Annotated in this window: 15 protein-coding genes; 3 read left to right on the forward strand and 12 right to left on the reverse strand. The window is 75.7% G+C overall.

Features of this window, described 5'->3' with window-relative positions; all coding sequences use genetic code 11:
* Positions 1-31: 31 nt before the first annotated feature.
* The gene (locus tag AB0G14_RS06885; protein ID WP_357694519.1) at positions 32-892 is read left to right on the forward strand and encodes an alpha/beta hydrolase; all 861 of its coding nucleotides are present in this window, start codon (positions 32-34) and stop codon (positions 890-892) included.
* A 1-nt stretch (position 893) separates the two neighbouring features.
* Here the strand turns inward: AB0G14_RS06885 and AB0G14_RS06890 are convergent, their stop codons facing one another.
* From AB0G14_RS06890 to AB0G14_RS06910, 5 genes are all read right to left on the reverse strand, one after another.
* Positions 894-2,114 (reverse strand): bifunctional RNase H/acid phosphatase, encoded by a 1,221-nt coding sequence (locus AB0G14_RS06890; protein WP_357694521.1) that lies wholly within the window; start codon positions 2,112-2,114, stop codon positions 894-896.
* A gap of 3 nt (positions 2,115-2,117) precedes the next feature.
* On the reverse strand, positions 2,118-2,855 hold the full coding sequence (locus AB0G14_RS06895) for a C4-type zinc ribbon domain-containing protein (protein ID WP_357694523.1): 738 nt from the start codon (positions 2,853-2,855) through the stop codon (positions 2,118-2,120).
* Positions 2,852-3,682 carry a Nif3-like dinuclear metal center hexameric protein gene (locus tag AB0G14_RS06900; RefSeq protein WP_357694704.1) on the reverse strand — a complete coding sequence of 277 codons (831 nt, stop codon included), beginning with the start codon at positions 3,680-3,682 and terminating at the stop codon, positions 2,852-2,854. The genes AB0G14_RS06895 and AB0G14_RS06900 overlap by 4 nt, the downstream gene beginning before the upstream one ends.
* 183 nt (positions 3,683-3,865) lie before the next feature.
* Entirely contained in the window at positions 3,866-4,435 is a 570-nt protein-coding gene (locus tag AB0G14_RS06905) for a flavoprotein (RefSeq protein ID WP_357694525.1), read from the reverse strand.
* 16 nt (positions 4,436-4,451) lie between these two features.
* On the reverse strand, positions 4,452-5,681 hold the full coding sequence (locus tag AB0G14_RS06910; RefSeq protein WP_357694527.1) for a helix-turn-helix domain-containing protein: 1,230 nt from the start codon (positions 5,679-5,681) through the stop codon (positions 4,452-4,454).
* Positions 5,682-5,927: 246 nt separating this feature from the next.
* On the opposite strand from AB0G14_RS06910, the gene AB0G14_RS06915 reads away from it, so the two are divergent.
* The gene (locus AB0G14_RS06915) at positions 5,928-6,599 is read left to right on the forward strand and encodes a bifunctional DNA primase/polymerase (RefSeq protein WP_350707799.1); all 672 of its coding nucleotides are present in this window, start codon (positions 5,928-5,930) and stop codon (positions 6,597-6,599) included.
* Positions 6,600-7,113: 514 nt separating this feature from the next.
* Here the strand turns inward: AB0G14_RS06915 and AB0G14_RS06920 are convergent.
* The 5 genes from AB0G14_RS06920 to AB0G14_RS06940 form a co-directional block, all read right to left on the reverse strand.
* A complete protein-coding gene (locus tag AB0G14_RS06920) occupies positions 7,114-7,836 on the reverse strand; it encodes an FAD:protein FMN transferase (protein WP_357694529.1) in 723 nt (240 codons plus the stop codon).
* 151 nt (positions 7,837-7,987) lie between these two features.
* Positions 7,988-8,578, reverse strand: a complete 591-nt coding sequence (locus tag AB0G14_RS06925) for an FMN-binding protein (protein ID WP_357694531.1) — start codon at positions 8,576-8,578, stop codon at positions 7,988-7,990.
* Between the two features lie 10 nt (positions 8,579-8,588).
* The gene (locus AB0G14_RS06930) at positions 8,589-10,010 is read right to left on the reverse strand and encodes a ferredoxin reductase family protein (RefSeq protein ID WP_357694533.1); all 1,422 of its coding nucleotides are present in this window, start codon (positions 10,008-10,010) and stop codon (positions 8,589-8,591) included.
* Positions 10,007-11,386 carry a DUF1501 domain-containing protein gene (locus tag AB0G14_RS06935; RefSeq protein WP_357694535.1) on the reverse strand — a complete coding sequence of 460 codons (1,380 nt, stop codon included), beginning with the start codon at positions 11,384-11,386 and terminating at the stop codon, positions 10,007-10,009. The genes AB0G14_RS06930 and AB0G14_RS06935 overlap by 4 nt, the downstream gene beginning before the upstream one ends.
* 8 nt (positions 11,387-11,394) lie before the next feature.
* The gene (locus AB0G14_RS06940) at positions 11,395-13,464 is read right to left on the reverse strand and encodes a DUF1800 domain-containing protein (protein WP_357694537.1); all 2,070 of its coding nucleotides are present in this window, start codon (positions 13,462-13,464) and stop codon (positions 11,395-11,397) included.
* A 453-nt stretch (positions 13,465-13,917) separates the two neighbouring features.
* Between AB0G14_RS06940 and AB0G14_RS06945 the strand changes: the two genes are divergently transcribed.
* The gene (locus tag AB0G14_RS06945) at positions 13,918-14,175 is read left to right on the forward strand and encodes a DUF3040 domain-containing protein (protein ID WP_111132775.1); all 258 of its coding nucleotides are present in this window, start codon (positions 13,918-13,920) and stop codon (positions 14,173-14,175) included.
* Between the two features lie 111 nt (positions 14,176-14,286).
* Here the strand turns inward: AB0G14_RS06945 and AB0G14_RS06950 are convergent, their stop codons facing one another.
* Positions 14,287-15,363, reverse strand: coding sequence for an SWIM zinc finger family protein (locus AB0G14_RS06950; RefSeq protein ID WP_357694539.1), 1,077 nt, complete (start codon positions 15,361-15,363; stop codon positions 14,287-14,289).
* Positions 15,360-18,674, reverse strand: a complete 3,315-nt coding sequence (locus AB0G14_RS06955; protein WP_357694541.1) for an SNF2-related protein — start codon at positions 18,672-18,674, stop codon at positions 15,360-15,362. The genes AB0G14_RS06950 and AB0G14_RS06955 overlap by 4 nt, the downstream gene beginning before the upstream one ends.
* Positions 18,675-18,770 lie beyond the last annotated feature (96 nt).

An 18,770-nucleotide genomic window follows, 5' to 3' on the forward strand; every position in this document is an offset into this window, starting at 1 on the left:
GATTGCCAAGTGGATCTGGCACCATGCCCTGATGCCGACCTTCTCGTCGTACGACGGCACCACCCTCGCCTACCACCGGCTCGGCGAGGGCCGGCCGCTGGTCTGCCTGCCGGGTGGCCCGGCCCAGGCGTCGCGCCACCTCGGCGATCTCGGCGGCCTGTCCGCCAGCCGGACGCTGCTGCTGCTCGACAGCCGGGGCAGCGGCGACTCGGCGGTACCGGCTGACCCGGCCAGCTACCGCTGTGACCGGATCGTCGACGACGCCGAGGCGCTCCGCGCCCACCTGGGGCTGGACCGGATGGACCTCCTCGCTCACTCGGCCGGCGCGAGCGTCGCGCTGCTGTACGCCACCCGGTTCCCGCACCGCCTTCGCCGGCTGGTGCTGGTCACGCCGAGCCTGCGCCTGCTGCTCACCGCACCGCTCGGAATGGCGGAGGCGCACGCCCGCCGCGCCGACGAACCGTGGTACGCCGAGGCGACGTCGGCGATGGAGGCCTGGGGCGAGGCGATGACGCGCGGCGCCGACGACACGGAGATCAGCCCGCTGCGGCTAGCCGCCGCCCCGTTCTGGTACGGCGAGTGGACCGAGCGGGCCCGCGCCCACGCCGCCGAGCAGGAGAAAGACCGGGCACCCGCCCCGGCCGCCGGCTTCTACGCCGGGATCGACGTCGACCGCGCCGCCCTGCGCGGAGCCTTGGCCGACGTGACGGTGCCGACCCTGGTCGTGGCCGGCGCGCTCGACGCCGCGCCGGCACCGGAGGCGGTCGACGAGCTGACCGGGATCCTGCCGAAGGCCGATCTGGTGATGCTGCCGCGCTCCAGCCACGTCCCGTTCGTCGACGAGCCCGAGGTGTTCGCGGCGGCCGTGGAACGGTTCCTCGCCGCCGGCTGACTCAGTCGGCGGAAAGGTGGGCGGTGTCGTTGACCGTGCGCACGGCGACGCCGCCGTCGGGCCACATGTCCAGCACCGAGATGCCGGCCGCGTCCAGGAAGAGCCGGTGCAGGAACCCGTCGCCGGCCGCGAGCGCGTCGCGCAGCACCAGCTTGATCGGCGAGACGTGGGAGACCACCACGACGGTCTCCCCGGGGTACGCGCGGCACAGCCCGTCGACCGCGCGGCGGCAGCGCTCGGCGACGTCGGTGAACGACTCCCCGTCGGGCGGGGCCACCCGCGTGGAGGCGAGCCAGGCGTCCATCTCCCCCGGCCACTCCTCGCGGACCTCGGCGAAGGTACGCCCCTCCCAGGCCCCGAAGTCGCACTCGACGAGATCGTCCTCGCGACGGACCGGCACCCCGCCGAGCGCCCCGGCGATCGCCTCCGCGGTCTGCGTACACCGGGACAGGGGCGAACTGACCACGGCCGCGACGGACGGGGCCAGCGCGGCCACCCGGGCGGCCGTGGCCCGGGCCTGGGCCCGGCCCCGCTCGGACAGCGGCACGTCGCCGCGGCCGGAGTAGCGGCGCTGTTCGGTGTACGGGGTCTCGCCGTGCCGCACCAGGATCAGCCGGGTGGCGGTGAAGCTCGGCCGCGGCTCCCAGGAGGCGGGCGAGGTCGCCGGGTCGGTGCCGACGGTCGCCGCCGAGGCGGCGCGGGCGGCCACCTCGCGGGCCCTCGCCCGGGCGGCCGAATCGGGGCCGGCGACCTCGCGCGGGGGCTCCACGACGCGCGGCGGCTCGACCTCGGCCGGGGCGGCGCGGCCCGCGGCGGCGGCGTCCATGGCGGCGTTGGCGAGGCCGTCGGCGTGCCGGTTGCGCTCCCGAGGGATCCAGCTGAACCGGACCGCCGCGAAGCGGTCCACCAGACCGGCGGCCTGCGCGGCGAGCGGGCGCAGCCCCGGGTGCTTGATCTGCCAGCGGCCACACATCTGCTCGACCACCAGCTTCGAGTCCAGCCTGGCCTCGACCTCGCTGGCGCCCAGCTCGGCGGCCGCCTCCAGCCCGGCGATCAGCCCGCGGTACTCGGCGACGTTGTTGGTGGCGACGTCGATCGACTCGCTCCGCTCGGCCAGCACCTCACCGGTGCCCGGGTCGCGGACCACCGCGCCGTAACCGGCCGGGCCGGGGTTGCCCCGGGACCCGCCGTCGGCCTCGACGACGACCACGCGCGGCGCCACCGGCTACAGGCCGGACTCGTTGGTGCGGACCATGATGCGCCGGCACTCCTCGCAGCGGACGACCTCGTCCGGCGCCGCCTTGCGGATCCGGGCCAGGTCGGCACCCGAGAGGTCCAGCCGGCAGCCGCCGCACCGGCCGGCGGTGAGCAGCGCCGCGCCGAGCCCCGAGTCCTCGCGGATCTTGTCGTACAGCTGGACCAGGTCGGCCGGGAGGTCGGCCGCGAGCGGCTGGCGGGCGCCGCGCTTGAACTCCTCCTCCTTGGCGATCTCGGCCAGGCTCTCGTCGCGGCGCCGCTCGGCGGCGTCCCGCTTCTCCCGGGCCTCGGCGAGCCGCTTCTCGACGCCGTCCAGCACGCCCTGGGCGGTCTCCCGCTGCTCCATCAGCTCCAGCTCGGCGTCCTCCAGGTCGCCCTGGCGGCGGTTGAGCGAGACCAGCTCGTGCTGGAGGGCCTCCAGCTCCCGGGCCGGGCCGTGGCCGGCGGCCAGCCGGTCCTCGTTCTTGGACTTGCGGGCCCGCACCTGGTCGACGTCCTTCTCCAGCCGGGCGATGTCCCGGTCCAGGTCGTCGACCGCCACCTGGGCGCGCACCCGCTCGTCCTCCAGCGCGGACAGCTCCCGGGCCAGCCCCTCCAGCTCGGCCCGCTCCGGCAGCGTGCGGCGGCGGTGGGCGAGCTGGGCGAGGGCGGTGTCGATCGCCTGGAGGTCGAGCAGGCGGCGCTGGACCTGCGGGTCAGCCTTCACGGTCGGGGCTCCTTGTCGTCCACTGCGGGTGGGGCGGCGTGTACGGTCCACGGGTCGGTGTCCAGGTCGGACACCAGCGTCTCGACGCCCGTCGCCTCCCGCAGGATGGCGGCCAGGTCGTCCAGCCACGGTCGTTCGGTCGCCCAGTGGGCGGCGTCGAGCAGGGCCGGGCCGTCGGCGGCGAGGTGCTCGCCCGCCGGGTGGTGCCGCAGGTCGGCGGTGAGGAACGCGTCCACCCCGGCGGCGGTCGCGTCGGCGAGGAAACTGTCCCCCGCGCCGCCGCTGACCGCGAGGGTTCGAACCATACGCCCGGGGTCCCCGGCGGCGCGAACTCCCCAGGCCGTGGCGGGCAGCACCGTGGCGGCGTGCCGGGTCAGCTCCGCGAGGGTCATCGGCTCCGGCAGCTCGCCGATCCGGCCGATCCCCCGGCCGGCGCCGTGGGCCGGCGAGCCGGGCGCGGGCCGGTGCAGCGGGCGCAGCCCGGTCAGCCCGAACCGGGCGGCGAGCGCGTCGGAGACCCCCGGGTCGGCCACGTCGGCGTTGGTGTGCGCGACGTACAGCGCCACGTCGGCCTTGATCAGCCGGTGGACGATCCGGCCCTTGTAGGTCGTCGGGGCCACCGAGGAGACGCCGCGCAGCAGCAGCGGGTGGTGGGCGACGATCATGTCGACGCCGGCGTCGAGCGCCTCGGCGACCGTCTCGGGCACCACGTCGACCACGCAGAGGACCCGGCGCACCGGGGCGCACGGCTCGCCGAGCACCAGCCCGACCCGGTCCCACTCCTCGGCCCACGCCGGCGGGTAGCGCCGTTCCAGCTCGGCGACCACGTCGGCGACGGTCGGCGGGTCCGCGTTGGTGCTCACGGCGGGCCAGCTTACCGGCGCGGGCCGTGGCCGGGGGTGTCGCCCACCGACGCGACGGCGTGTCCCCGCCTCTGCCGGCGGCGCGCCCGGTGCAAGGAAGGGCCCCTTGCTAACGCATTGCGTTAGCAAGGGGCCCTTCCTTGCAGCTCAGGCGACGGGGCAGAGGCGGTCCCGGACGGCGGCCAGGCCCGCCGCCCACGGGAAGGCGTGCACGTGGCGCTCGCCGGTGCCGGGCGGGTGCAGCGGGACGACGTGGTCGCCGAAGAGCACCGTCACCCCCCACTCCGCGAGCCGGGCGATGCCGGCCCGGAAGGCCGGGTGGGCCGCCATCGCCGCGTTGGTGTACGGCACCGCCACCAGCGGCACCCCCAGTCCCTGCGCCTCGACCAGCAGCCCGAGGGCCAGCGTGTCGGTGATCCCGGCCGCCCACTTGTTGACCGTGTTGACCGTCGCCGGGCAGACGATCATCGCGTCCGCCGGCGGCAGCACGTCGAGGTCACCCGGGTTCTTGTAGTGGGTGCGGACCGGGTGCCCCGTCTGCCGGGCCAGCGCGGCCCGGTCGACGAACTTCGCGCCGTCCGGCGTGGTGACCACGCAGACGTCCCAGCCGTCCTGCTGGGCCAGCTCCACGAGCCGGCCGACGTGGCGGGCCAGCGGCGAACCGCAGGCGATGACGTAGAGCACCTCGCGCTCGCTGCTCGGGTGCGGGCCGGTCATCAGGCCGGCTCCGCGCTCATACCCCTACTCCCATGTGCTCAGCCAACTCCGCAATCGGAGAAGGCGGCGCACCACGTGTGCGACGCAGGATGTCCGACATCACCTCGTGGGCGATCGGCCGGCAGCGGATCTCCGACGGGGCGAGGCGGTCGCCGCGCAGCAGCATCTCGCCGGCGTTGGCCACGTCGCCGACCTGGGCGAAGGCCCGGGCGATGTCGAGCAGGTGGTGGGCGCGGCGCTCGGGCAGCAGCGCGTTGAACGCCGGCTCCTGGATCCGCTGCTGGTGGACCTCCACCGCGCGGCCCCCGTCGCCCAGCTCGACCGCGGCGGCCGCCCGGTGCAGCTCCAGGTTGGTCGGCCCGAACGAGGTCCAGTAGTGGTTGTGGTCGCCGCCCAGCAGGGTCGCCGCCTCCTGCGCGCCGTTGATCAGGTCGCCGACCGTGGCGGAGTCGCCGATCCGGGCGGCGGCCATCGCGCCCTGGAGCAGCAGCATCCCGTAGACCGAGAGGCGGGCCGGGGACGCCTCGTTGCTGCCGCCGGGGGCGAGCCGGTTGGCGATGGTGACGTTGAGTTCGAGGGCGGGGCGGGGCCGGCCCATCGCCACCAGCGCGTTGCAGACCCGGGTGGTGGCGATGCCGGCCAGCAGCGGGTCGTCGGCGCGCTGGGCGACCGCCATCGAGCGGTCGGCGGCCAGCCAGGCCAGATCGCACTCGCCCAGCTTCCGCAGCACCGACGAGGCGATCTGGTAGACCTGACCGAGCAGGTGGGCCGCCTCCCGGCCCTCGTCGCCGCCGTAGCCGGCGTCGGCGGCCTGGGCGTCGCGCAGCAGCTTCGGCAGCGCCCGGGTGAGCATCCCGTAGCGGCCGTACTGGTAGGTCAGCCAGGCGTGGTTGACGGCCTTGCGCATGTCGTCCAGCGGGGGCGGGTACGGCGCGGCGTCGAAGTACGCGCTCATCGAGTCGTACCGCTCCAGGGCCGCCCGGATCTCCTGCACCTCGATCTGGTCGATGCAGTTCAACGCGTCCGTACGCCGCTCCGGGTCCTTGCCGAGCAGCAGTTGCACGTCGACCTGGAGGATGTCGGCGATCTCGTAGAGGACGGAGAACTTGTCCAGCCGGCGCACCCCGCGCTCGACCTTGTCCACCCAGCTCTTCGACTTGCCCAGCCGGTCCGCGAAGACCTGCTGGGACATCTTGCGCCGCCCCCGCCAGTAGGCCACCCGCCGCCCTATGGGTAACTCGTCCATCTGCCCATCCCTCCCCTGTCTGGCCCCGGGCCTGCGGCCGGTCGACCCATCGCGGTTGCGGGCGCGCGGTACGCCTCAGATTTCCGCTGGTCGCACAGCGTGTACGTCAGCCGTACAGCCAGTTCTCGTATTTTTTCGTGCAAGTTGCATGAGCCGTTCGTCAGCTCAACGATCGCGGGTTACGGCAGTGACGGTGCTCGACATGCGACCTGGACGCCGACCGGGTCCGGCGAAGGGAGATGGCACATGTGGGGGAACGTCGGGCCGCGCGTCGTGCAACTGTCGCCCTTGGAGCGCGTACGGCTGCGTCGGGTGGCCGTACGCTACGCGGCGCACGGCTGGGACGTCACCCCCGGCGCCTGCCTCGCCCGCAGCCGCTTCGTCTGCGGGCGCGCCGGTTGTCCCACGGTCGGCTGCCACCCGGCGCTGGAGAACTGGGAGCACGCGGCGAGCGCCGACCCGGCCCGGGTGGCAACCTGGTGGCGCACCCGGCCGCACGGCGTGCTGCTGCCCACCGGGCGGGCGTTCGACGTGCTGGAGGTCCCCACGCACCTCGGTCGCCACGTCCTGGACGCGGTGCAGACCCACCCGGCCGGCGTCGGCGTACGCGGGCCGGTGCTGGTGACCCCGACCGGCCGCTGGATGTTCCTGGTCCGCCCCGGCGATCCGCTCCGCCCCGAGTTGGACCACTGCTTCCACGTGGTCCGGCACGGTCCCGGCTCGTGGATCCCGGCCCCGCCGACCCGGCTGCCCGAGGGCACCGTCCGCTGGGCGGTCGCGCCCGAGCAGGCCCGCTGGCAGTTGCCGGACTCCTACCTGGTGCAGAACGCCCTGATCGACGCCCTGCGGGCCACCGGCGTCACGCTCACCTCCGACCTCCTTCCCGGGCACCTGCCGCTGCCCCGCCGAGGCATGTGACCGCCTCCCCTCGACGGCCGCACGGAGCACCTGTTCCCGCCGAGCAGATCGGACGCGACGCCGGAGCGCCGGTTCCCGCCCAACGGGCCGGACGCGACGCCGGAGGGCCGCTGCTCGTTGAGCACGGCGACGGCGCGTCCGCGCCGGGAGCGGGGGGTTACATGTCCACCGACGACGCCGCGCGTCAGCCGGGCGGGGCCGAGCCGCCGCCCCGTCACCACCGGCCGCGCCGACGCTGGGCGGCCACCCGCCCGGCCGGCTCCCGCCCGGGCCGCCCACGCCCCGTCGGCTCCCGCCCGGCCACCACCCACCGCCCCTTCCGCTGACCCACCCCACCCACCCGCGCCCCCAGCCCGGCCCGGTCCGCCCCCGGTCCGCCCCGGCGATCTTGCGCTTTGTGCCCGGGCATACCGGTCATTCGGCGCGAAACGAGGGCCGAAACTGCAAGATCGCGGGAGCGCGGGAGCGGGGGCGAGGGGGCGAGCGGGGGCGGAAGCGCGGGGGCGGGAGCGGGTCAGGGGGTTTGGGGGAGGGCGGTGGAGTGCAGGTAGCGCGCGTCGTCGGTGATGACGGCGTGCTGGTGGCCGGGGAGCGTGTCGAGCCAGCCGATGCCGGCGGCGCCCATCGCCACGGCCGCGGTGGCGTACGCGTCGGCCAGGCCCAGGTCGGGGCCGACCACGGTGACCGAGCGCAACCCCCGGGCTGGCGCGCCCCGGCGCGGGTCCAGCACGTGGTGGCCCCGCTCGTAGACGCCGGAGGTGGCCACGGCCAGGTCGGTGCCGGTGAGCACCAGACAGGTGGCCATCGGGTCCCACGGGTGCCGGACCCCGATCCGCCAGGGCCGCCCGGAGGAGGAGCGGCCGCGCGCCCGCACGTCGCCGCCGGCGTTGAGGCAGTGGTTGGCCGCCCCGGCGGCAAGCAGCCGGTCCGAGGCGACCTGCGCCGCCCAGCCCTTCACGTAGCCGGACGGGTCGAGCCGGCCGGTGGCGTACGCGTCGAAGTAGCCGTCGGTGCCGGCCCACAGGTCGGCGCAGCGCGCGAGCACGAACCGCAGATCCGCGCCGGCCTCGGCGAGCGGCAGCTCGCCCCGGTCGACGCGGCACACCTCGCTGTCGGCCCGGTACGTGCTGAACCGCGCGTCCACCTCGCGCAGCCAGGCGAACACGCCCCCGGCCAGTTCGTCCAGCTCGGCGGCGGGCAGGTCGTCGGCGAGGTCGAGGCTGATCGCGGTGCCCATGACGTGCTCGACGCGGCGCAGCCCGGGCCTGGTCGCCGCCCGACCCCCGCCCGGGGCACACCCCGACGATACGCACCCACCCGGGGCACACCCCGGCGGCACGCACCCACCCGGGTCCCGTCGCGGCACCGCCGCTGCCGAGGCCGGCACGTCAGTTCGCCCGGTCGATCGCGGCCTGCAACGACCGCTTGTACGAGTTGCTGGTGGCGGTCGCCCCGGAGACGGTGTCCACGTCGGCGCTCTGCTGCTGCACCACCAGCCCCGAGCTGCCGCTGTATCGGCCGTCGACCTGCTCGCTGCGCTGGTCGGACTGGGCCGTCCCCTCCGGCAGCTCCAGCGCCACCACGTCGACGATCCGCGTCCCGGAGAGGGTGATCTGCACCTGGACGTTGCCGTACTCGTTCTCCACCACCGGGCCGGTCACCGTGCGGGTGGTCGACGCCGGCGGCGGCTTGGTGGTGGTCCGCGGGGCGGACGGCGTTCGGGTGGTGGCGCCGGGCCGGCCCGACGGCGGCCGGGTGGCGGTGCGGGCGGGCCGGGGGGAGGCGGCGGTCCCGGTCGGCGACGGCGCGGCGGTGGCGTCGCCGCCGGCCGGGGTCGGACCGGCCGGGGCGGGCACGACCGGCGGCAGCTCGGCAGGCAGGTCCTGGGCGACTCCGTTGGTGCCGGGTGCGCCCTTCAACACCACCATGACGGTGGTGCTGGCCGCCAGGCCGGTGATCGCGAGCAGTGCGCGGCGCATGGGACCTCTCCTACAGCTCGAACGTGGCGAGGTGGATCTGCCGGCGGGGCACGCCGGCCTGGCGGAGCACCCGGAGCGACTGCGCGACCAGGCCGGGCGGCCCGCAGAGGTAGACGTCGCGGCGGGCGACGTCGGGGACCAGCCGGCGCAGCCCGGCCGGGCTCAGCACCTGCCGGGGGCCGGGGTCGTGGCGGGAGCCGACGACGTACCAGATCGAGGTGTCCCGGGCCCGGGCGAGCCAGTCCAGCTCCCGGTGCAGCAGCACGTCGGCCGGGGTGCGGGCGCGGTAGATCAGCGCGGCGCCGGGCGGCAGCTCCTCCAGCATCGCCCGGATCGGGGTGATCCCGCTGCCGCCGGCGATCAGCAGCGCCCGCTCCCGGGTCCGGTGTGCGGCGGTGAAGGTGCCCGACGGTCCCTCCGCCCAGACCCGGGTGCCCGCGTCCAGGTCGCGCAGGTCGGCGGTGTGGGCGCCGACGACCTTGACGGTGATCCGCAGCCAGCGGCCGTTGGCGGCGGCGGAGACCGAGAACGGGTGCGACTGCCACCAGCAGCCCCGGGTGAGGAAGCGCCAGCGGAAGAACTGCCCGCCGAGCAGGTCGAGGCGGTCCAGCCGGGCCCCGGTCAGGTAGATCGAGACGGTGTCCGGGCTCTCCGCGACCACGTCGGCGACCCGCAGCCGGTGCCGCAGGTTGAACGCCAGCGGCGCGACCGTCCGCCCCCAGAGCAGGGCGGCGACCACCAGCACGTACATCGCGATCCAGAAGCTGCGCACCGGGCCGGGCCGGAACAACTGCGCGCCGTTGCTGAACTGGTGGCCGAAGCCGAGCAGCAGCACCGCGTAGCTCGACAGGTGCAGGGCGTGCCACAGCTCGTAGGGCAGCACGGTCCGGATCGCCCGGACGCCGGTCAGGCCGACCAGCACCAGGATGCCGGCGGCGGCGAACGCGGAGACCATGTCCTCGTGGTCGCGCAGCAGCACCCCGGCCTCGGTGAGCACGGAATTGTCCTCCAGGCCGGCGTAGCCGACCAGGATCAGCGACACGTGCGCGAGCACCGCGACCAGCAGGGTGGCGCCGACGTCGCGGTGCCAGCGGCCGATCCGCTCGCCGCCGACCCACCGCTCCAGCACCGGCAGCCGGCTCGTCATCAGCACCTGTACGAGCAGCAGGTAGCCGGCGACCAGGCCGGTGATCCGGCCGGCGGCGGTGACCGTGGCGGCGGTGGTCCGCAGCGAACCGGCCGGGGTGCCCAGCCACCACGGCAGCACGCTGGCGAGCAGGCCGACCACGAGCAGGGCGGCCAGCAGCCGCCGGCCGCCGGGTCCGCGTCGCGGCGGCACCCGCGGGCGTACGGCGGCAGCCGGCCGGCCGCCGCGCAGGGACGGTGCCGTCCCCGCCCGGCGGCCGGCGGCGTGGGTGCGCGGGTACGTCACGCGTAGAGCTTCACCGGGGTGTACTTCTGCCGCGGGAAGATCTTGTCCACCTGCGCGTTGGTGAGCCCGAACCGCCCCTGCGCGACGGCGCCGTAGACGTTGAACATGTTGTTGTACTCGGGCACGTCGCCGGAGTCCAGGTCGCCGAGGCCGTTCCAGGTGCCGAGCAGCGAGCCGGCGAGCCGGCGGCCGGAGAGCAGGGTGACCACCCCGCCGTGGCCGTGGTCGGTGCCGCCGCTGTTGGAGGCGACCCGCCGACCGAACTCGCTGGACACCATGATCGTCACGTCGGCGGACCGCTCCCCCAGGTCGGTGAAGAACGCGGCCATCGCGGTGGCCAGCTCGTTCAGCCGCCGGTGCAGCTGTCCGCCGTCGCGGGTGCCCTGGTTCTCGTGGGTGTCGTAGCCGCCCATCCCGACGGTGGCGACCCGCACGTTCGCGCCGCCCTTGATGAGCTGGGCGAGCTGCTGGAAGGCGGAGCCGACGCCCCGGTACTCGACGCCCTCGGCCGGCCGGTACGGCTTCGCGGCGAGGCGCTGCGCGGTGGCCAGCGCGCCCAGGCCGTCCTGCACGGCCTCCTGCACGGGGTGGTTGATCCCGGTGAACAGCCCCTTGATCGCCTTCTCGGTCGCGGCCCGGTACCGGTCGTCGCCGTTGAGCCGCAGCGAGCCGACGCTGTTCAGCGACAGCGCGCCGTTGGTGCCGACGAGCGAGCGGGGCAGGGTGCTGCCGATGCCGACGCTGCGGAACGCGGTGCCGGTGCCGAGCGTGTCGACGAGGCTGTCGAGCCAGCCCCGGCCGCCGGTCTCGCTGGGCAGGCCGCCGAGGTTGCAGGCGTCGGCGGCCTGGAAGTGGCTGCGCGACAGCCGCTCGTCGGAGACGGCCGGGATGAAGCCGAGGTTCCCGCTCCTGAGCCACCGTTCCAGGGGCTTGAACGCGCTGGTCAGCTTGAAGCCGCGGCCCGCCGCCAGGGAGTCGCCGCCGAGCAGCAGGTCGGGGCGGGCCTTGGCGAGCACCGGGTCGTCGGCCGGCGCGACCAGACTCAGCCCGTCGAGCCCGCCGTAGAGGAACACGTGGATCAGGGTGCCGGTCTTCGTGGCGGCGAACGACGCCGAGGTGGTGACGAACTGGGCGGTGGCCAGGGCGGTGGCGGTGGCGGCGGCGCCTGCGACGAAGGTCCGCCGGGTGACGCCGCGGCCGTCCTGCTGGGCCTCCTCCAGGTTCTCCAGCCGCCGGTAGCGGTCGGCCTCGGCGGCGTTCTCGGCGGCGACGATGTCGGCCTCCGCCCGCAGCAGCGCCTCGGCGGGGTTGTCGGCCAGCCGCCGCAGGTCGGGGCATTCGGGGTGCAGGGGGAACGTGTGCACAGTCTTCTCCATCGGGTGCCTCACCGGAGGTGGTGCTGGGGGGAAGCGAGGATCGCCCGCGCGACGGCGGTGACTGCCCCGTTGAACGTGGCGTCGACCCGGGCGCCGGCCGACACGCCGGCCACGCCGAGGATCAGCGCCCGTTCCCTGGCGCTCAGCTTCTGGCCCACGAGCCGCAGGGCCAGCGCGTCCACGTACGCCCCGGCGGTCGCCGGCGGCCTGGCCAGCAGCCTCTCCGGCCGGGTGTACGTGAAGGTGGTGCGGCGGCCCGCGACCAGGTCGCCCGCCTCGTTCCAGCCGTTGACCATCGTGCCGGCGGAGGTCCAGGCGACGTAGACGTCCGGGTAACCGTCCGGGGTGGGTTGGCCCATCGGGTACTGGCCCAGCTCGCGCATCTTGTCGTGGATCTGCCGCAGCCCCCGGGCGTACGGGGTGCGCCTGTTGTCGCCGTTGTCGTGCTTCGGGGAGGCCTCCGGCGAGACGCCCAGGGCGCGGTACGAGGCGACCAGGTACTCCATCGGCCGGCGCACCTTCTGCCCCACCGCGGCCCAGAACTCCGAGGAGCTGAACAGCGTCATCAGCAGCGGCTTGACCATGCCCTTGTTGGCGGTGTAGGTCCGGGCCAGCCGGTCCACGAGGGACTTCGGCGGGGTGTCGGAGACGAACCGGGTGGCGAGGCTCCGCGCCACGTACCTCGCGGTCGACGGGTGCAGCGCGATGTGGGTCAGGTACGCGTCGATGGCCGCCTCGGCCTTCTTCGGGTCCTTCGAGTTGTTCGCGTGGGTGAAGCCGAGGATCTTCACCTTGCCGACGTAGTGCCGCTCGGGGCGGAACACGTACTTCCCGTCGTTGACGCCCCGGCCGGTCTGCAACAGCGCCGCCTGCCGGACGTCCTTCTCGGTGTAGCCGCCGTCGACGCCGACCGAGTAGAGCTCCAGGTTCTCCCGGGCCAGGTTCTCGTTGACCGCGTCGGCGCGGGAGTCGTTCTGGTTGAGGTAGAGCAGCAGCGCCGGGTGCCGGTTCGCGGCGAGCAGCATCTCCGGGTAGCTGCCGAGGGCGTGCGCCCGGACGACGTCCCGGTCGAAGGAGGCGCGGTACGCCTCGCCGCCGTCGAAGTCCGCGGCGACGTGCAGGAAGTCGTTCCAGAAGTCGACCATCACCTCGAAGAGCTGCCGGTTCGACCAGATCTGCCGGGCGATGGTGGCGTCCACCATCTCCTTCTCCGGCTGGGCGCCGCGCTCGTCGAGCCGGGCGCGCTGCTCGCGCAGCTGCGCCGTGGTCAGCTTCAGCGTCGGCAGCTCGGCGAGCTTCAGCTCGGCCTTCGTCGGGGCGATCCGGTCGGGGTCGAGTTGCCAGCGCAGCCAGCCGTCGATGCCACGTTCCTTGATCTCGGCGACGACCTGCGGGGTGGCGCCGAAGGTGGCACGGCGGGCCAGGTGCAGGACCGGGTCCTTGGCGAGCACGGTCTTGACGGTCACCCTGGTCCCCGCGGCGGCGGCCGCCGGCCCGGAGAAGGTACGGCCACCGGCCGGGCTGTTCTTCTTCAGCGCCTCGCCGGCCCGGGAGCCCATGTAGCTCTCGTTCTGCTCGGTGTAGGTGCGCACCGTACTCGGCTGCTGCCCGCTCGGACGGGCGGGGGTGCCGTCGGTCACCGTGGTGCCGGTGGCGTCGCCGGCCGCCACGTCGTCGCCGAAGAGGCTGCGGACCTGCGGGGTCATCGCCAGGGCCGCGCCGCCCGCGACGACGGCGGCGGTGCCGCCGAGGGTCGCGAGGGCCCTGCGCCGGCCGACCCCCCGGCCCGGCTCGTCGTCATCGTCCAGGTTGGGCAGTCCGGCGCCGGCCGACGGCGTGGCGGCCTGGTGGGCGAAGCCGTCCGGGCCGACCCACTGCGGGCCGCGCGCGGCCGGGTGGCCGGCGTGGGCGTACGGCCCGCGCGGGTCGACCGGGTGTCCACCGGGGTGCCGGGCGGGGGCGTCGTGGCCGTACGGCGCGGGGTAGCTGTCGCGGTGTCCGTGGTAGGCGGGGTGCTGGCGTCCGTCCCGGCCGCGGTCGTCCCACGGTCGACGTGGTGGCACATTCTGGTCGGCCATGTACCAATCCGTTCTCCACGCGCCGCGACGACTGCGGTCTGGCAAGGGGGGTGCAGGTGCGGCGACTCGTGCCTGAGGGGGTTTACGGGACGGTAACCAAGGCCCCAGGGGCCATCAAGCAAGCGCGGAGAGCGCTCACGAGGGCACTTAAGACGGCCCTCAGCGCGGCGCGGCGGGCGCGGTTTTCCGCCCGGCCCGGCACGGACCTCCCGAGCAGGGCGTACGCGGCACGTCACAGGCCGGACGTAACGATTTCCGGCCAGCCGGCGCTTGCCGCCGCGTTCAGTGACACAGGCAAATTTAAGGTGCGGATAAGCCTGCCCTGAAGCGCCCTTTCCACGGGCTCGGCACGCCGCCGCCCCGGCGGGCGGCAAAGTAGCACCAGGACGAGAGCGTGAGCCGCCGCCGCAGCGGGTATGCCGCCGAACCGCTGAACGCGTGAGGGGAAGGCACATGCTCAGCAAAGAGGATCAGCGCAGGTTCGAGCAGATCACCCGTCACCTCCGGGAGAGTGACCCGGCGTTCTTCGCCCGGCTCGACCACCGGGCCCGGGCCCGCCGGAGCCGGTGGCTGATGCTTCTGACCATCGTGCTGTGGGCCTCGCTCCCGGCGATGACCGTGCTGGCCGGCCGGCTGGCGGGGGCCATCTGCGCGGTGGTGCTGGTGGCCAACGCCGCACTCATGTGGCGGTTCCGCCGCCGCTGGCTGTGACCGGGCGAAGACGGTCCCGGCGGGCCGGCGATCCGCCGGCCGGCGCGGCCATGCCGCGCCGCCGGCACCGCACCGGGTGACACCGGCCGGCGATCCGCCGGAGGGGAAGGCTCACCGGCCGAGCAGCCGGTACGCCCGCCGCAGCCGTTCGACCAGGCCGGGCCCGCCGATGGCGGGGGCCGGCGCGCCGAGCTGCCGCAGCAGCAGGTCGGGCCCGGTCGCCAGGCTGGGCGGCCGGTCGGGCAGCGGGACGGGCGGCAGCCAGAACCGGTCGACCGACTCGGCCAGCGGCGCCGGCGGCAGGCCGGCGAGCGCCCGCGCGGCCCCGACCGGCGGGGGGTCCACGGTGTCCGGCCGGCCGCCGGAGCCGCCCTGGTCCACAATGGACGGCCCGCCGCCGACATCGTGGCGCTCCACGGTGGACGGCCCGACGTCGGCATCGCGGGACTCCGGGGTGGACGGCCCGGCGCCGGCATCGCGGCGCTCCACGGCGGACGGACCGGTGCCGATGTCGCCGCCCGGCGGCACGGTGGACGGGCCGGCCGGCGGGTCGGCGCCCCCGGCGGTCCCGGACCGCAGGGCGCGCAGCCGTTCGAGCAGCTCGGCCCGGCCCCGGCCGCGCCAGTGCAGCAGCTGGAACGGGTCGGCGTCGAACGCCTCGGCCAGCAGGTAGAAGGTGGCCGCGAGGTGCTTGCACGGCACGGCGAAGTCGGGGCAGCTGCACCGCTGGCGCAGCTCCGCCACCCCGGCCGGGAAGAGCGGGGCGCCGGCCGCCGCGAAAAGCTCCTCCAGCTCCGGGGGCAGGTCGCCGGCGAGCAGCCGGGCGCTGAAGAACGCCTGGGCGGCCAGGTCCGCCTCGACGCGGGACCACAGCGCCGGCGGGAACGGGGTCAGCGCGATGCTCACCTCGTACGGCTGCGCGCGGGAGCCCTGCACCACGGCGCTGACGGTGCCCGGGGCGACGTGCAGGCGGACGACCTGGCCGGCCCGCGCGTACGCCCGGCCGCGGGTCAGCCGGGTGCCGAGGGCGAACGACTCCAGCACCTCCAGGAAGCGCCGCGACCACCAGGACCGGCCGATGGCGCCCCGGGTGCTGCGGGCCCGCAGCCCGCCGTCGACCCGGCGCGGCCGGCCGTAGTCGGCGAACCGGCCGGTCGCCCCGCCGTCGCGTTCGGGCTGCCCGCTCACTCCACCACCGCCCCGGCCTCCAGGGTGAACAGCTCACGCAGCTGCGCGGTGGACAGCTCGGTGACCCACTGCTCGCCGGTGCCGACGACGGAGGCGGCCAGGCTCCGCTTGTCGGCGATCAGCGCCGCCACCTTCTCCTCCACCGTGCCGGCGCAGACGAACTTGCGGACCTGCACCCGGCGCCGCTGGCCGATCCGGAAGGCCCGGTCGGTGGCCTGGTCCTCGACGGCCGGGTTCCACCACCGGTCGACGTGCACCACGTGGTTGGCCGCGGTGAGGGTGAGCCCGGTGCCGCCGGCCTTGAGCGACAGCACGAAGATCGCCGGCCCGTCCGGGGACTGGAACCGGGTGACCATCGCGTCCCGGTCGGCCTTGCCGACGCCGCCGTGCAGGAAGAGCACCTCCCGGCCGAACCGGGCCGACAGGTGGCCGCGCAGCATGCCGCCGAACTCGGCGTACTGGGTGAACAGCAGGGCGCGCTCCCCCGCCGCCAGGACCTCGTCCAGGATCTCCTCCAGCCGGGCCAGCTTGCCGGAGCGGCCGTCCAGCGCCGAGCCGTCGCGCAGCAGTTGGGCCGGGTGGTTGCAGACCTGTTTGAGCCGGGTCATGGTGGCCAGCACCAGCCCGCGCCGCTCGATGCCGTCGCTGGACTCGATCCGGGCCAGCATGTCGTCGACCACCGCCCGGTAGAGCGACGCCTGCTCGGCGGTGAGGTTGCAGAGCACCTCCATCTCCAGCTTCTCCGGCAGGTCGGAGATGATCGAGGAGTCGGTCTTGAGCCGGCGCAGCACGAACGGGCCGGTGATCCGGCGCAACCGCTCGGCCGCCTCGGCGTCGCCGTGCCGCTCGATCGGCTCCGCGTACGCCTTCTTGAAGGTCGCCGCCGGGCCCAGCAGGCCCGGGTTGGCGAACTGCATGATCGACCAGAGGTCGGCCAGCCGGTTCTCCACCGGCGTGCCGGTCACCGCGATCCGGTGCCGGGCGGGCAGCGCGCGGACCGCCTCGGCCTGCCGGGTGGCGGCGTTCTTGATCGCCTGGGCCTCGTCGACCACCACCCGGTGCCAGTCGATGCCGGCCAGGTCGACCGCGTCCCGGGCCGCCACCGAGTAGGTGGTGACGACCAGGTCCGCCTCGTGCACGGCCGTCACGAACGCCGCCCCCCGCGCCCGTTCCGCGCCGTGGTGCACGTGTACGCGCAGCCCCGGCGTGAACCGGGACGCCTCCCGCTGCCAGTTGCCCACCAGCGACATCGGGCAGACCAGCAGCGTCGGGCCGGCCTCCGGCGGGTCCTGCGCGAGCAGGGCGAGCAGTTGCACCGTCTTGCCGAGCCCCATGTCGTCGGCGAGCACCCCGCCGAGCCCGAGCGACTGCAGGAACGCCAGCCAGGCCAGCCCCCGCCGCTGGTACGGCCGCAGCGTGCCGTGGAACCCGGGCGGCGGATCGAGCGGGGTGAGGCGCCGCTCCACCGCCCCGGCCAGCAGGTCGCCGAGCGCGCCGTCCGCGCTCACCTCCAGCACCGGCAGGGCGTCGGGCTGACCGCCGTCGGCCAGGCCCAGGCGGAGCAGGTCGGCGACGGTCAGCTCGCCGGAGGAACGGAGCAGCCGCAGGCCGGCCGCGAGGCGCTTCGGGTCCAGCTCCACCCACCGCCCGCGCAGCCGCACCAGCGGGGTCTTCAGCGCGGCCAGCGACGCCAACTCCTCGGCCGTCAGCGGCTGGTCGCCGAGGGCCACCTCCCAGCGGTAGTCGACCAGGGCGTCCAGCCCGACCCCGCCGTCTGCGGCGACGGTGCCGGGAGCGGTCCGGCTGCGGGCCTGCAACCGGGCGCCCAGCCGCGACGACGGGCGCCGCCACCAGGACGGCAGCAGCACGGCGAAGCCGGCGGCGTGCAGCACCGGCGCGCCCTCGCGGAGGAACCGGTGCGCGCCCTCGACGTCCAGCTCCAGCGCCTCCGGCGTCGCGGTGCGCAGGGCGGTGTCCAGCTCGGGCCAGAGCCGGCTGGCCCGGCCCAGCTCGGCGAGCAGGGTCTCCTGCGGGTCGTCCCGCCGGCCGGCCAGCCCGGCGACGGTCTCCGGCGCCCGCCAGACCTGCCCGGCGTCCACGTGCAGGCTCGGCTCGTCGGCCGCCTGGAGCCCGAACTCGACCCGCCACGTCCCGCTCGTCGCGACCGGTGCCGCCGGGTCGGCCGGCACCACGACGACCGGCTCGGCGATCTCGTCGGCGGGCGGCTCGACCAGGCGGAAGCTCGCCCGCACCGCGCCGCCGGCCGCGTCGCGCTGCCAGGCGGCCAGCTCGGCACGGAGGGTGTCCAGCGCGGCCGGCTCGGCAGCGAAGTCCCGGACCGGTCCGGAGAGGGCGGCCAGCCAGGCCGGCACGGCGCCGTTCGGGCGTACGCCCCGGGCCAGCGCGGTCTCCGCGAGAGCCGCCCGGACCGCGGCGTCCGTGAGCGCGTCGAGCGCGTCGGCGACCAGCGCACCCGGCCCGTCGTCGATGCCCGGCCCGTCGTTGGCGGTGGCGCGCGGGCGGGCCGGCGCGTTGGCGGTGGCGCCCGGGCGGGCCGGCGCGTTGGCGGTGGCGCGCGCGGCCGGCGGCAGGGCCAGCGCCAGCGCCCGCGCCCAGGCGGCGTCCGTGCCGGTCAGCAGGGGCCGCCACACCGCCCGGGCGGCGACCCGCACCCGCTGCCCGTCCACGGTGGACCAGTCGCCGTCCTGCGACGCGCGCCGGCGCGTGCCGTCGTGGCCGGGTTTCCCCGACCTGCCCGCGCCCTCGGGCCGCCCGGTCGGCGCGGGGGCGCCGTCGGTGGACAGGGTCGACGCGGGGGCGCCGTCGGTGGAGCCCGCCGGCGCCGGGGCGGCGAGGCCGGGCAGGACCCGGCCCCGGGCCGCCAGCTCGACCGCGAAGTCGGCCAGCTCGGCGAGGTGGCGCAGGGTCGCGCCGGGCACGACGGCCAGCCCGTCGAGCCCGCGCAGCAGGGCCAGGGCGGCGTCCGGGGCGTACCGGAGGACCGGAACGCGCCACCCGGCGAGGGTGACCGGCCCACGGACCGGCTCCGCGACGGCGGTGCGGACCAGCTCCGGCGAGTCCAGCGGCGAGCCCGCCCGGGTGGGGAGGGTGAGCAGCGCCGTGCCGAGGTCGGCCGGATCGGCCGCCTCGGCCAGCGCGGTGGCCAGCGTCGGGTGGCCGGCCGCGAACGGGTGCGGCCGCTCCCGGGGCGCGCGGCCGGGGCGGCGCGGCGCGCGGGCCGGCAGCGTGCTGTCCTCGGCCCAGACAGCGAGCCCGACGCCCCACCGCCACACCCCGTGGACGACCAGCACGCGTCCCCCTCCTCGTGACGACCCGGCGAGGATATCGGGCCGGCCGCGACCCCGAGCGCACGCCGTGCCCGGTGTGGCCGAGGCGCCGGACGGGCC

It is taken from the genome of Micromonospora sp. NPDC023814 (assembly GCF_040639595.1).
GTDB lineage: Bacteria > Actinomycetota > Actinomycetes > Mycobacteriales > Micromonosporaceae > Micromonospora.

Bases quoted from the DNA above. Each gene is read 5' to 3' on its own strand.
- AB0G14_RS06885 (WP_357694519.1), top strand. From the start codon at position 32: ATGCCGACCTTCTCGTCGTACGACGGCACCACCCTCGCCTACCACCGG.
- AB0G14_RS06905 (WP_357694525.1), bottom strand. From the start codon at position 4,435: ATGACCGGCCCGCACCCGAGCAGCGAGCGCGAGGTGCTCTACGTCATC.
- AB0G14_RS06910 (WP_357694527.1), bottom strand. From the start codon at position 5,681: ATGGACGAGTTACCCATAGGGCGGCGGGTGGCCTACTGGCGGGGGCGG.
- AB0G14_RS06915 (WP_350707799.1), top strand. From the start codon at position 5,928: ATGTGGGGGAACGTCGGGCCGCGCGTCGTGCAACTGTCGCCCTTGGAG.
- AB0G14_RS06920 (WP_357694529.1), bottom strand. From the start codon at position 7,836: ATGGGCACCGCGATCAGCCTCGACCTCGCCGACGACCTGCCCGCCGCC.
- AB0G14_RS06925 (WP_357694531.1), bottom strand. From the start codon at position 8,578: ATGCGCCGCGCACTGCTCGCGATCACCGGCCTGGCGGCCAGCACCACC.
- AB0G14_RS06935 (WP_357694535.1), bottom strand. From the start codon at position 11,386: ATGGAGAAGACTGTGCACACGTTCCCCCTGCACCCCGAATGCCCCGAC.
- AB0G14_RS06940 (WP_357694537.1), bottom strand. From the start codon at position 13,464: ATGGCCGACCAGAATGTGCCACCACGTCGACCGTGGGACGACCGCGGC.
- AB0G14_RS06945 (WP_111132775.1), top strand. From the start codon at position 13,918: ATGCTCAGCAAAGAGGATCAGCGCAGGTTCGAGCAGATCACCCGTCAC.